Below are 12,684 nucleotides of genomic sequence, written 5' to 3'. Positions count from 1 at the left end.
CCACCACCACCATCCTTGGCGTAGGCACTCGAGTCATGGGAAACGGAATCCGGTACCAAAACCATGGAAGCCGAAAGGACGCCACCAATTGCCAGTGCCAGTAATCCTTTCTTGAAAAGCAGGTAAGTGTTCATCGTGCATTCTCCTGGTGATTTACCGCGAGCAGTGTCAACGCAATACGCGTTGCAATCCGGGAGCGGCATTGGAGCAATCCGTCTGACTTACAGTTTCTCCTGAATTCATTGCGTGGGATTTTTTCCCACACAATGAAATTAGACCTTTCTGGCTCCGGGTCAACCGGCGCAGGAGAAAGCCGACCGACGGCTGGGGACACGGATGGGGATGGAGATGGGGGTTGCCCATGTGGGGGTGAAATGGGCTTGGCTTTTGGCGTGCTTCGTCGATAGCTACCCCGGTACCGAGGATTTTTGCGCACCGGCATTGCCCGCCCTGCCGGCGACTGCCAGTGCCACGCAACAAGCCAGTAACGAGAATGCGGCGAATGCGCCCATCACATGCAGGTAAGGCAACACGTGATTCCAGGCTCGAGCCACCCCCAGGAAAGCGGCGAATAGCCAACCGCTCATGGAAAGCGCACCCAACAAGGCGAGCCGCGTGCGGCCTGCAGTGCGCAGTGCGACGAAGGGAGCCTTTTGCAGCAGCGGGAAGCCGACTCGATGCAATAGTGCACCGTTGAGGCTCAGCAGCGCGACGACCGTCACCTTGGCCCAGAGTTTCTGATTGAGCAGATACGCGTCGCCTTCAATGAGATAACCCTGAAGCACCAGCAACAGTCCGCTTGCCCAAAGGGCCAGCAGTGCGAGGCTGACGATTTTCTGGGTTTCATCAAGGTACTCAAGCCTCGCCTGGTCCAGTATTTCCTTGCGCCAACTCCAAAGCTTGTGATCCGCCTGCAACACCCTCCCCAGGGCAATACACGTAGCGAGCAGATGACCGTACACGAGAAGCATTTTGAGCATTGCCTTGACCTTATTATTGTTTTGGCGCTGCGTTCCCTGCTTCGCTGAATTGAAATCGAATGATACAAATTAGCAATTGCATTTACAAGGCGAGCTTTCGTTCAAATAGTTGGGTGATCTGCTGGTGGGAATCGCCCTTCTGCCAGCGATCCCACTGACGTGCCGGTTTTCCTGAACATGCGGATTTAATGGGTTATGTCCGGCACGACAAAGCGTGCCGGCCACTTCCATCACCGGTACTTACTTTTTAATGGACACAATCGTTGCTTTTCCACCCTCAACTCGGAAAGAAAACGATACACGGTCTCCAAGCGTCAGCCCTGACAGCTGATCTTCCGTCACTGAAAAGGCCATAGTCATCGGCGGCCATTGCACGGCGGGAACAGCGCCATGGGCGAGGGTCACCGTATGCTTCGCAGGATCGATAGCCTTGATCGTACCCTCGGCACTGGCGGCTGGAACTTGCTTCGACTCCTGCTTCATTTCCATGCCTTCCATACCGTCCATTTTCATGCCCGGCATGTCCTCTGCCAGGGCAGAAAAAGACAGCGTAACTACGGTGCTGGCAACTGCAATCAGGGTCAGTTTCATACGATTTTTCCTTGAGGGGTGGTGAGTACAACCTGGAGGTGACGGCGGCGCATCAGGCGATACGCTGCCGGAATGACAAACAGGGACAGCAAGGGTGCCGTGATCATGCCGCCAACCATGGGCGCGGCGATGCGGCTCATGACTTCGCTGCCGGTGCCGCTGCCCAACAGGATGGGTAACAGACCGGCGATGATCACGGCCACGGTCATGGCCTTGGGTCGAACGCGCTGCACGGCGCCTTCACGAATGGCCGCAACCAGCCCGTGCTCAGTGCTGTCGCCGAGGTCTTCACGTTCGGCCCAGGCGTTCTTCAGGTACAACAACATGATCACGCCAAATTCCGCAGACACCCCTGCCAAGGCGATAAAACCGACCCCGGTGGCGACTGACAGGTTGAATCCCAACAGATAGAGGAACCATGCCCCGCCAGTCAGTGCGAACGGCAGCGTGGCCATGATCAGCAAGGCCTCGTCGAAGCGGGCAAAAGTCAGGTAGAGCAGCACGAAGATGATCAACAGCGTGGCCGGCACCACCAGCTTGAGTCGAGCGTTGGCTCTTTCGAGAAATTCGAACTGTCCCGAGTAGCTCAGGCTCATGCCGGGCTGCAACTTGACCTGATCGCTGACGACCCGGCGCAGATCGGCGACCACCGAGGCAATGTCCCGGCCACGCACGTCGATGTATACCCAACCAGAGGGCCGTGCATTCTCGCTCTTGAGCATTGGCGGACCGTCCGTGATTCTGATCTTCGCCACGGTGCCAAGGGTGATCTGGCTTCCTGACGAGGTGTAGATGGGCAATTGCTCCAGGGCACCTGGCGAGTCGCGCCACTCACGTGGATAACGTACGTTGATCGGGAAGCGTGCGAGCCCTTCTATCGTCTCCCCTACATTTTCACCCCCTATGGCGCCAGCCACGATGGACTGCACATCGGCGATATTCAGCCCATAGCGGGCGGCAGCCTTGCGGTCGATATCCACATCGATATAGCGACCACCGGTCAGGCGCTCGGCCAAAGCCGAACTGACACCGGGCACGTCTTTGGCCACTCGCTCGACCGCTTGGGTGACCGCATCAATTTCCGTCAGGTTGGTACCGGCAACTTTCACACCGATGGGACTCTTGATGCCCGTTGCCAGCATATCGATACGATTACGAATCGGCGGTATCCAGATGTTGGTCAGACCGGGCACTCGCACCACACGGTCCAGTTCCTCCACCAATTTTTCCTGGGTCATGCCCGGACGCCATTGCTCATGTGGTTTGAACTGGATCGTGGTTTCGAACATTTCCAGAGGCGCCGGATCTGTCGCGGTTTCAGCGCGACCGGCCTTACCGAAAACGTGTTCAACTTCTGGCACGGTCTTGATCAGGCGGTCAGTCTGTTGCAGCAGTTGCGCGGCTTTCTGCGCAGACAATCCTGGCAGAGCTGAAGGCATATAGAGCAGGTCGCCCTCGTCCAACGGCGGGAGAAACTCGCCACCCAAGCGCGACAATGGCCATAACGCACTGACAAAAACCAATAGCGCCACCAGCAGAGTGATCTTTGGTCGACGCAAGACCGCGTCCAGAGCCGGCTGATAGATCCGGATCAACCACCGGTTCAACGGGTTCTGTTGTTCACTGGGAATTCGCCCCCGAATCCAGTAGCCCATCAGCACTGGCACCAGGGTCACTGACAACCCCGCCGCTGCGGCCATGGCGTAGGTCTTGGTGAAAGCCAAAGGGCCGAACAGTCGCCCCTCTTGCGCTTCCAGGGTGAACACCGGAATGAACGACAGGGTGATGATCAACAGGCAGAAGAACAGCGCTGGTCCCACTTCCGCCGCGGCTTCGGTCATCACATGCCAATGATGTTCACCCTTCAGTTCCTCTCCAGGATTGGCCACGTGCCACGCTTCAATCTTCTTGTGGGCGTTCTCGATCATCACCACGGCGGCATCGACCATGGCGCCGATGGCGATGGCGATCCCGCCCAAGGACATGATGTTGGCGTTGATGCCTTGGTAGCGCATGACGATGAAGGCAATCAGCACCCCCACCGGCAGCGAAATGATCGCCACCAGCGATGAGCGCAAGTGCCAGAGAAAGATCCCGCAGACCAACGCGACGACAATGAACTCTTCGATGAGTTTGTGGCTGAGGTTTTCCACCGCGCGATCGATCAGCTTGCTGCGATCGTAGGTGGTGACGATTTCCACCCCGGCCGGCAAACTGCTTTTAAGTTCGTCGAGCTTGGTCTTGACCGCTGCAATGGTCTGGCGAGCATTCTTGCCGCTGCGCAAAATCACCACGCCACCGACCGTCTCGCCTTCGCCGTCGAGTTCGGCGATGCCACGGCGCATTTCCGGTCCCGACTGGATCGTGGCGACATCGCCAAGGGTCACCGGAACACCACCCGCACCCAATTTGAGTGGAATTGCCCGAAAGTCATTGAGTGTCTTCAAGTAACCGGAAGCCCGCACGATGAACTCGGTCTCAGCCATCTCCAGCACCGCGCCCCCGGTTTCCTGATTGGCCTTGCCGATAGCCTCGGTCACCTCAGCCTGAGTGATACCGAGGCTGGCCAGTTTCAGCGGATCCAGCTGCACCTGGTACTGCTTGACCATGCCACCCACCGTGGCCACTTCCGCAACGTTGGGCAGCGTCTTGAGTTCAAACTTGAGAAACCAGTCCTGAAGTGCGCGAAGCTGCGCCAAATCGTGTCCGCCGCTGCGATCCACCAGTGCGTACTGGTAGATCCATCCCACCCCCGTCGCATCGGGTCCCAACGCTGGCTTGGCGCTGGCCGGCAACCGACTCTGCACCTGGCTCAGGTACTCCAACACCCGCGAGCGGGCCCAGTACAAGTCAGTGCCGTCTTCAAACAGCACGTAGACAAAGCTGTCACCGAAGAAGGAGTAACCACGCACGGTCTTGGCGCCCGGCACCGAGAGCATGGTGGTGGCCAACGGATAGGTCACCTGATTCTCGACAATCTGCGGCGCTTGTCCTGCATAAGGGGTGCGGATAATCACCTGCACATCGGAGAGGTCTGGCAGCGCATCGATGGGCGTGCTCTGCACCGACCAAATGCCCCAAGCGGTGACGAACAGTGTCGCCAGCAATACGAGAAAGCGATTGGCCACCGACCAACGAATCAGGGCAGCAATCATGGCTGACTCCCCGATTTGTCCAGACGCTCGACACGCAAGCCATCGTCGGTCTGGCTCACCGCGACCCGAACCTTGTCACCCGCTTTAAGGCCTTGCATCAGCGCCGGGTTGGCGAGTGGGAACGTCATCGTCATGCCAGGCATGCCCAGCGTCTTGAAGGGACCATGAGCGAGCGTGACTTCTTTATCGTCGATCTCGACGATCTGCCCGTCAGCCTCATGCAAACTGGCGGCTGCTCCACTGGGTGGCGACTCTTGCTCCGTGCGAGCAACAATGCCCTTGAGACTGGCCTCCGAGTCGAGGAGGAACTGGCCAGACGTAACCACCTTCTGGCCTTCTTCCAGGCCTTTCAAAATCGCCGTCTTGCCATCGCTTTCCTGCCCGGGCTGCACCTCCACCGGGCGGTAGCGGCCGGCGTCTTCGGCGAGCATCACCAAGGCACGTCGGCCAGTGCGAATCACCGCTTCGCTCGGCACCCACAACACACTTTGCTCAGTTGCACGGTTCAGGCGGACCTGCGCCGTCAAACCTGGTCTCAAGCGCCCGTCCGGATTGGGTAGCTCGACACGTACGCGAAGGGTGCGACTGTCCGGATTGGTTTCAGGCAAAATCGCGCTGACCTTGCCACTGAGCGTTGCCCCTGGAAAGGCTGGCAAGCGCGCTTCGACGGCCTGCCCCACGGTGATAGCTCCGGCATCCGATTCCGGAACGGCCACGGCGAGCCAGACACTGCTCAAGCCAATGACACGCGCCAGAGTCTCGCCAGCCGACACGGTCATACCCGCACGTACGTTCAACTCTTGCAGCACGCCGCTGATGGGGCTGGTGAGGGTCAGGTTCGGCTGGACTTTGCCACTGCGCTCTACCTGGATGATCAGCGCAGCCGGCATCCCTGTGAGCCTCAGTCGCTGGCGGGCCGCAGCCAACAGGTCAGCATCACCGTTGCGCTTGAGTGCAAGGAACTCTGTCTGGGCGGCCGCCCACTCCGGCACCAGGATATCCGCCAATGCCGCGTTGGCTTTGAGCACATCACCGGGTGCATGGGCATAGACCCGCTCCACAAAGCCCGCTGTACGAGCCTGAATCACCGCGACATCCCGTTCGTTGAACGCCAGGACACCTGTCACGTCGAGGTTGGACTCAAAGACGCCACGAGTGACAGTCGCAAAACGCAGACCAAGATTCTGGGTCAGACTCGGATCGATACTGACGGTCGCACGATCCCCGACGCCCCCGGCGTACTGGGGGACAAGTTGCATGTCCATAAAGGGGGACTTACCCGGTTTATCGAACTTTTGCTGCGGGTACATGGGGTCGTACCAATACAGAGCCTTGCGTTCATCCGGTGAATTGGGGCTCTGCTGCGGGGCGGTACTGGGTACTCCGCTCATGCGCTGGGGAGCCAGCCAGTAACCACCGGCAACACCCAATGCCAGCGAGATGCCTGCCAGCAATGCCCCGTTCCATATTTTAAGGTTCATTGGCCGGACTCCCCATAAGCAAAATACAGACGCGCACGGGTCAGCGCTCGCTGCTCTTCCACGTCGATCTGTTTGAGTCGCGCTTCGATGAGTTCACGTCGGGCGGCAACAACGGCGTTTAAATCGCCTTTGCCGGCACGGTAGCTGGCCATGCTGAGTTCGACCTTTTCCCTGGCCAGCGGCAACAGGCTTTCCTGGTTGCGGTTTACCGCACGATTCAGGCGCTCATAGTCAGCCAGTTCGTTTTCCAGTTGCTGACTGTGCTCGCGTGACAGGGCTTCGCGCTCAGCCTCAAGCTGACTGACTTCAGCCTGTTTGGCTGCGATTTTCGGGTTTTGCCGGGAGTCAGGAAACAGCGGCAAGTCCCAGGAAAACTGCACGCTGACCATATCGCCAAACTCACGGCCACGGTGCTGGTAATCCAGTTCCCAGCTCCAGTCCGACTGTTTCTCCGACATGGCTTCACGAACCTTGGCTTGCGCTTCGCGGGTCATCGGCGCAAACGCTGCCAACTCGGGGTGGTGTTGCAGTTTATGGGCGTAGCTTGAGGAATCGACAGGCCACTGCGGCAAGCTGCCCACAGGCTTGTCGTTGGCGGCGGAGCCAATCCAGCGTTTGAGGGCCGCTCGGGCCTGCGCTCTCTGGAGAACCAGATCGTCCTGCTGCTCCGCCAGTTGAGCCGCTTCTTGCTTGGGCGTCACCGCATCGGCGGGTTGAGCGCGGCCACCGGCAATCTGGGCCCGGACGGTATCGGTCAGCAGGCGGTTTTCTTTGTAGAAGTCCTGGAACAGCGCATCTTTGCGCTCAACCGAGTAGCTACTGATCCAGGCCAACGCCGTGGACTGGCGTACCTTCTGGCGTTCGACCCGACGCTCTGCCGCAGCTCGATCAACGGCCGCATCGGCGACCTCAATGCGCGCTTTGCGCTTGTCGCTGTTGGGCATCTCTTGCCTGACCCCGACCATTTGCATGGTCATGAAGTCCTGGTCGATGCTCCAGCGATCCGGGCCGCCGATGGGGTAGTTCTGCACACCTGCCAGCAACTTGGGGTCAGGTAATTCACCCGCTGGAATAGCCGCACTGCTGGCAGCCTGAATTTTAGCGTCTTGTGCGGTCAGCGACGGTGCATTGTTTTCAGCCAGCCGCAACGCTTCATCGAGTGTCAATGCGGCAGCGAAGCCAGGCAATGCCAGTACGCTTGCCGCCAGACCGGCCACGAGGGACCAACCTGTGCAATAGCACTTGGAGTTCATGTTTACGATTCCTGTGATCATCCACTGCACGCGTCAAAAGACATGCGCGCAGCCAGTCCATCCCGCTAATGCGGAATGAGGCTCAATGTGGGACAGGAATCAAACGCGAGGCGGTCGCCATACCCCGGACGGGGTTTGTACGGGCAGGGAATCACTGAAGAAGGAAACCACTACGGGGCTGAACACGGTTACAGGAGGCTTGAGGATCGAGACTTGCAGCATGCCACCCGTCTTGCATTCCTGGCCTGGCTTGCAGGGTTTGCCATGCTCTGTCGGGCTTTTCATGTCGTTGCAGCAGTCCATCCCCATGTCGTCCATCATCACCATGCCCATCGTCTTCATCGGGCACGGTTCTGTCGGTGCCTGGACGCCCGCCATCCCGCTGAGAGGAAGCGCCAGGCTAATCACGAAAATGAGGCAAAACCGCAGATAGCGTTTCATGGGCCGGAGTGTAGTCGCTGAAAATTGCTCTTACAATTGGATGCTTGCTCTCAGCAGCCTGCCGAAGGCCCTGATTCAGGCGATATCACCGTATCTGAATTAAGCCAGCATTATCGCCAACATATGATTTACGCAGCATTGAGCGTGCAGGCGACTGGTTGAATCCACAGCCAGACATTGGAATCTGTCCATGTAACCGCTTCAACGCACGATACCGAGAAAATCTTTTGGCGTCCTTGCTCCAATGGCGAGAGTCCATCCACGCCGGCTCCCAGGTTTTCGCATGATTGACCTTGGTTTGTCGACCCTGCCCACACCTTTGCCGTCAAGCCTCGCTGCGCTGGTACGGATAGGCCCCAAGCCTCGTAGTTCTTCCTGTACCAAGCTCAAACCCAAATCGAAGGAGGCGCCGTACATAGTGAAAATCCGACTACTCAGGGGTGAGTGAATACAAACCACGAGCCTGCCAACGCCGCTACCCAGACCAAAACGATGAGCACTGCAGCGACCCTGTTCACCGGGCGCTTCACTTGGCCTTTCTCCCACTCATTTGCCTTGAGTTGGCATTCGCCTAACACCTTGGTTGGCATCAGCCGAATTGCTAGCAGAATGCCGAGAGGCAAAATGATGACGTCGTCCAGGTAGCCCAATACCGGGATGAAATCTGGAATGAGGTCTATGGGGCTCAGTGCGTAGGCCACCACAAAAATCGCAATCCATTTTGGTAGCCACGGCGTTTCAGGGTGCTGGTAACAGAACCATAACACCATGGTTTGTCGTTTCAGTCCTTTTGCCCACCGACGCAGATGTTCAAGGAGGTCTTTCATCTCGGCACCTTTGGGGAAATCCTGGAAAAGGTCATTGCTGGAACTCTTTGATGGCCAACCGTGAATGGAGAGGTGTTTCAGGCTCCGAATCGGCAGGCTGTTGGCAAACTACGCGCGGTTGAAGAACAGCAATGTGAAACGGCTACCACCGTTCGGGCTGGGGTCATGCCGAACACTCCACCCAAGATGTTCTGTCACACGCTTGACGATAGACAGGCCTAGACCCGAACCGCTGATGAAGTCATCGTCTCCTCTGACGAATCGATCAAACAGCCGGGCACGTACGGCTTCAGGTAAACCCGCGCCACTGTCCTCGACCACAATCCCCGATGAGTTCAAGCAAATGCTGATGACGCCTTGCTCTGTGTGCTGGCAAGCGTTACGCAGCAAGTTACTCACCGCGATGGTGACCAGTTCAGGAATGGCCAATGCTAAAACATCGTCGGTGCAATGAAAGTCGAGCGTCAGGGCTTTTCCTCGGAGCAGAGGCTGACAGCGCTCCAGTTCACGCTCGATCAAGGTCCGCAAGTTGATCAAAACAAGGTCGCTGACCTCCGGTACCCGGGCCAACTGCAATAAGGCCCCGACCTGCTGGGCAGTTTCCGAAGCGTTACGTCGAATACGCTCAGTCATGCCCAGAAGTTCCGGACGATCCTGCAAGCGACTGGTGAGCACTTCCGCTGCGCCGAGCATGATCGTCAAGGGCGTGCGCAGTTCATGACTGACGTCGGCGGTGAACCAACGTTCACGTTGTAAGGCATGGCTCAACTGGTTGGTTCGATCATCGATTGCCCGTGCCAATACACCAATTTCGTCCGTAGCATCGAGGCCGGGCAGCCTGCCTGTCGAGTGTTTGTTCTGAACCGATTGAGCCAGTTTGGTCAATGGCAGGATTACCCGGTTTGCACTGGCTCTGCCGATCAAGATGGCTAAGCCGATGCCGCCCAGAAACGCAATACCCAGGGTGATGTAGGAAGAGGATTCGATAGACTCAAAGTCGCTTTGGTCATCCACGACAGCATAGCGCTCGCCACCTGCCTCACCGATCAGTACGTGCAGTCCCCGTCCGTTCAATTTCATTTCGTGAGTGCCAAACGCTAATTTTTGAAAAGGCTGTGGAATCGACGTGCCCTTAAAAAAGCTGAGATCGAGTGTTTGTGACTGCACGGCATGGTATGAATCAGCAGCCCAAAGATCGGCTGCACGCGCAAGTCGGGTATCGATGAGTTCCTTCTCGATTTTCGCTACTACGTAGAAAGTCGCACCGGAAAAAAAGCCAACGATAATGACCGCCAGCAGTACATAGGCTGCAATCATGCGCCCGCGTAACGATTCACTCTGAAACATCATGGTCAACCAGTCGATAGCCTATTCCGGAAACAGTAAGCAGCATTGGCGCAGACTCAGGGAAGGATTTGTCGATTGCCTGCCTGAGGGCGTGGATATGGCTTCGCAAGGCATCGCTGAGCGGGGGATCATCTTTCCAAAGCTCTTGCTCAAGCTCTTCACGGGTTACCAGGCTTGGCGCCACGCGTAGCAGTGCCGCCAATATCTTGTACCCGAAAGGTGTCAACTCGATCCGCTGTCCTGCGCGACGAGCTTCAAAAATTCCGCAATCAAATTCCAACTCACCAAAACGTAGTACTTGATCCGTTCTCAAGGCACTCGCTCGCCGCATCAACGCATGAAGCCGTGCTTCCAACTCAATCAGCGAGTACGGCTTGACCAGGTAATCATCGGCGCCTGCCTGCAACCCCTTTACCTTGTCATGAACCGTGTCCCGCGCAGTAAGCATCAAAACCGGCGTATTACAGTGCAGCTCATCGCGTAAGCGGCGACACACCTCTACCCCGTCCAAGCCCGGCAGCATCCCATCCAGGATGATCACGTCGAAACGTTGTTCGGTCGCCCGAGCCAGCCCAGCCAGCCCCGTGCGGGCATTGTCGAGTTCATGGCCAAGGGGCTCAAAATACTCGTAGAGGTTGGCCACGATGTCCGGGTTGTCTTCAATAATCAAAATTCGCATGGCTGACTCATTAACATCGCTCGTACCCGGTCATCTGCGAACCGATATGTCCGCCAAAGTGAAAGCCGATTGCGCCGTTTTTCAGCTTTAGCCCGGCTTGGACGGCCATCAATGCCTACTTGATGGCTGTTTCTTTATCGCACTTCGGTTCCGTGGTGAAAGTGTGAGAAACGTCTACCAGACCCACATTCTCCAGCGTTCTTCGTCCAATGAGCACGGGGTAATTCATCTTGCCCCGATTCTTCAACGAGAACTGTTCGTTATAGATCTGATGGCCAATACAGATCTTCATCAGGACCACTGGTCGATGTTCGGCACCACCGGCACCTCGGATTTTCACGTTCCGCTCAATCTTCCGCTCGAACGGTGCAGTAACCAGCTTGCCAGTTTCGCTGTCTTTTACCTCAACATTAAAACGGACCCATTTTTCGCCATTTTTCTGGAATGGCTCCAAGTCCTTGGCGTCCAGTGAGGAGGTCAATGCCCCGGTATCAAGCTTGATCTTCACTGAAATATTTTCAGGCATCAACACACCTTCTTCGATCCAGCCAAAGACCTTCGGCGAGTTTTGAGTCGCGCAGAATGCTGGCTGTAAAAGTGATAGTCCAAGAGCGGATGCTGCAAGCCATTTTGCCATCGAACGTGCCATGTGAAGCTCCTCCAGGAATCGAAGCCTCAGTCTGCACACCGCACCGTCAACAACCCGTTAACACGAATTTCCGGATTTTGAATCGCCCTGGATTTTGTAGACACATCCTGGGGCGGATGCAGCCCTCCACGACAGGCAGCAATTGCCTGTAGATTCAACCGGTCGCCTTCAACCCGTTTTACACGCCAGCCAGGCGCCCCGGAAAAGGCTGCTGAAGAAACGCGTGGCCTCTGCGAATCCGCAGTCATGCAACAACTTCTGGACCGCCGCCTCGGAATGCGGGGGATCGGCGCCTTGAGAATTTTTCCAGGCTTGATCTTCACTTCGTCCGGGCTGGCGTCATACCCTGCCAATGCAATACGACTCTGCTTTGCGTACTCGTTGGCCCGGGAGGTATTAAACTTTTCAGCGGTGTGGGCAGAGGATGATTTCAAGGCGACTCTCCATGTCCTCAAATCAAACTACGCCACACAAACCGATAATAAAAATTCATTAATTTTATGCAATGCATTCCCACAAGGAATAAAAACCGCGCATTTTGTTGTCGATTTCCCAGCGTCTGGTTCGACTATCTTTCAGGGAACGCTCTCAAGGAATCGCACACTTCCCTGCCTAACCGCTTGAACCAGGATCAACCAGGAGAACAGCATGCGCACACTGACCGTTGCCGCGTTCGTGAGTCTGGACGGCGTCATGCAGGCGCCCGGCGGGCCTGAAGAGGATTCCAGTGGCGGATTCCGCTTCGGTGGCTGGATCGTGCCCTACGCCGACAAAACCACCGGTCAGGCCGTACAGGACCTGTTCTCACAGCCTTTCGAGTTGCTGCTGGGACGTCGTACCTACGACATCTTCGCCGCCTATTGGCCGCACATTCAGGCCGACGCACCCCATCACACCATCGCTGACCTGTTCAACGCCGCCCCCAAGCACGTGGCCACCCATCACGCCGACTCGCTGGATTGGCACAACAGTCATGCGCTGGAGGGCAACCTGGTCGACGCGATCCGCGCGCTCAAACGCCAGGACGGTCCTCAGCTACTGACCCAAGGCAGCGGCGACCTGGTGCGCCAACTGCTTGCCGCCGGCCTGGTGGACGAGTTACGGCTGATGATTCATCCCATCCTGCTGGGGTGCGGCAAGCGCTTGTTCGACGACAACGCACAAGCATCGGCCTTCACCCTGGTGAATTCGATCAGCTCCCCCGGAGGGGTGCTGATCGCCCGCTACACCCGCAGCGGCGAGGTGCGCACAGGTTCGTTCGAAGGTGTCAGGCAGCGATAG

Annotated in this window: 11 protein-coding genes and 1 pseudogene; 1 reads left to right on the top strand and 11 read right to left on the bottom strand. The window is 57.3% G+C overall.

The genetic code is table 11. The features are described 5' to 3' along the window. Nucleotides 1–407 precede the first annotated feature (407 nt). From KGA85_RS17560 to KGA85_RS17510, 11 genes and pseudogenes are all read right to left on the bottom strand, one after another. Nucleotides 408–980, bottom strand: a complete 573-nt coding sequence (locus tag KGA85_RS17560; protein WP_223456021.1) for a hypothetical protein — start codon at nt 978–980, stop codon at nt 408–410. A gap of 240 nt (nt 981–1,220) precedes the next feature. Further along, a complete protein-coding gene (locus KGA85_RS17555) occupies nt 1,221–1,571 on the bottom strand; it encodes a copper-binding protein (RefSeq protein ID WP_223456022.1) in 351 nt (116 codons plus the stop codon). Then, the gene (locus KGA85_RS17550) at nt 1,568–4,726 is read right to left on the bottom strand and encodes an efflux RND transporter permease subunit (RefSeq protein ID WP_223533329.1); all 3,159 of its coding nucleotides are present in this window, start codon (nt 4,724–4,726) and stop codon (nt 1,568–1,570) included. Before KGA85_RS17550 ends, KGA85_RS17555 begins: the two co-directional genes overlap by 4 nt. Further along, nucleotides 4,723–6,207, bottom strand: coding sequence for an efflux RND transporter periplasmic adaptor subunit (locus tag KGA85_RS17545; RefSeq protein ID WP_223543273.1), 1,485 nt, complete (start codon nt 6,205–6,207; stop codon nt 4,723–4,725). Before KGA85_RS17545 ends, KGA85_RS17550 begins: the two co-directional genes overlap by 4 nt. Next, a complete protein-coding gene (locus KGA85_RS17540) occupies nt 6,204–7,460 on the bottom strand; it encodes a TolC family protein (protein ID WP_223543272.1) in 1,257 nt (418 codons plus the stop codon). The genes KGA85_RS17545 and KGA85_RS17540 overlap by 4 nt, the downstream gene beginning before the upstream one ends. Before the next feature lie 99 nt (nt 7,461–7,559). Then, the gene (locus tag KGA85_RS17535; protein WP_223456026.1) at nt 7,560–7,901 is read right to left on the bottom strand and encodes a hypothetical protein; all 342 of its coding nucleotides are present in this window, start codon (nt 7,899–7,901) and stop codon (nt 7,560–7,562) included. Nucleotides 7,902–8,335: 434 nt separating this feature from the next. Further along, nucleotides 8,336–8,728: a YkvA family protein gene (locus KGA85_RS17530; RefSeq protein WP_223456027.1), complete on the bottom strand. Its 393-nt coding sequence runs from the start codon at nt 8,726–8,728 to the stop codon at nt 8,336–8,338. Nucleotides 8,729–8,836: 108 nt separating this feature from the next. Further along, nucleotides 8,837–10,045, bottom strand: a complete 1,209-nt coding sequence (locus KGA85_RS17525) for a sensor histidine kinase (RefSeq protein ID WP_223533326.1) — start codon at nt 10,043–10,045, stop codon at nt 8,837–8,839. A 16-nt stretch (nt 10,046–10,061) separates the two neighbouring features. Continuing rightward, nucleotides 10,062–10,754, bottom strand: coding sequence for a response regulator transcription factor (locus tag KGA85_RS17520; RefSeq protein WP_223456029.1), 693 nt, complete (start codon nt 10,752–10,754; stop codon nt 10,062–10,064). 115 nt (nt 10,755–10,869) lie between these two features. Continuing rightward, complete coding sequence (locus KGA85_RS17515) at nt 10,870–11,403, bottom strand: ATP-dependent zinc protease (protein ID WP_223456030.1); 534 nt, start codon at nt 11,401–11,403, stop codon at nt 10,870–10,872. A 168-nt stretch (nt 11,404–11,571) separates the two neighbouring features. Then, nucleotides 11,572–11,747, bottom strand: a pseudogene (locus KGA85_RS17510) (SAM-dependent methyltransferase); the annotation flags it as partial. Nucleotides 11,748–12,051: 304 nt separating this feature from the next. Here KGA85_RS17510 and KGA85_RS17505 point away from each other — a divergent pair. Then, complete coding sequence (locus KGA85_RS17505; protein WP_223536523.1) at nt 12,052–12,684, top strand: dihydrofolate reductase family protein; 633 nt, start codon at nt 12,052–12,054, stop codon at nt 12,682–12,684.

The sequence above is a fragment of the Pseudomonas sp. GL-B-12 genome (genome assembly GCF_019955895.1).
Taxonomy (GTDB): Bacteria; Pseudomonadota; Gammaproteobacteria; order Pseudomonadales; family Pseudomonadaceae; genus Aquipseudomonas.
The sequence above is the reverse complement of the archived record's forward strand: the minus strand, read 5'-3'. Positions and strand labels throughout refer to the sequence as shown.

Bases quoted from the DNA above. Each gene is read 5' to 3' on its own strand.
- KGA85_RS17505 (WP_223536523.1), top strand. From the start codon at position 12,052: ATGCGCACACTGACCGTTGCCGCGTTCGTGAGTCTGGACGGCGTCATG.
- KGA85_RS17525 (WP_223533326.1), bottom strand. From the start codon at position 10,045: ATGATTGCAGCCTATGTACTGCTGGCGGTCATTATCGTTGGCTTTTTT.
- KGA85_RS17550 (WP_223533329.1), bottom strand. From the start codon at position 4,726: ATGATTGCTGCCCTGATTCGTTGGTCGGTGGCCAATCGCTTTCTCGTA.
- KGA85_RS17555 (WP_223456022.1), bottom strand. From the start codon at position 1,571: ATGAAACTGACCCTGATTGCAGTTGCCAGCACCGTAGTTACGCTGTCT.
- KGA85_RS17560 (WP_223456021.1), bottom strand. From the start codon at position 980: ATGCTCAAAATGCTTCTCGTGTACGGTCATCTGCTCGCTACGTGTATT.
- KGA85_RS17530 (WP_223456027.1), bottom strand. From the start codon at position 8,728: ATGAAAGACCTCCTTGAACATCTGCGTCGGTGGGCAAAAGGACTGAAA.
- KGA85_RS17540 (WP_223543272.1), bottom strand. From the start codon at position 7,460: ATGAACTCCAAGTGCTATTGCACAGGTTGGTCCCTCGTGGCCGGTCTG.
- KGA85_RS17520 (WP_223456029.1), bottom strand. From the start codon at position 10,754: ATGCGAATTTTGATTATTGAAGACAACCCGGACATCGTGGCCAACCTC.
- KGA85_RS17545 (WP_223543273.1), bottom strand. From the start codon at position 6,207: ATGAACCTTAAAATATGGAACGGGGCATTGCTGGCAGGCATCTCGCTG.
- KGA85_RS17535 (WP_223456026.1), bottom strand. From the start codon at position 7,901: ATGAAACGCTATCTGCGGTTTTGCCTCATTTTCGTGATTAGCCTGGCG.
- KGA85_RS17515 (WP_223456030.1), bottom strand. From the start codon at position 11,403: ATGGCACGTTCGATGGCAAAATGGCTTGCAGCATCCGCTCTTGGACTA.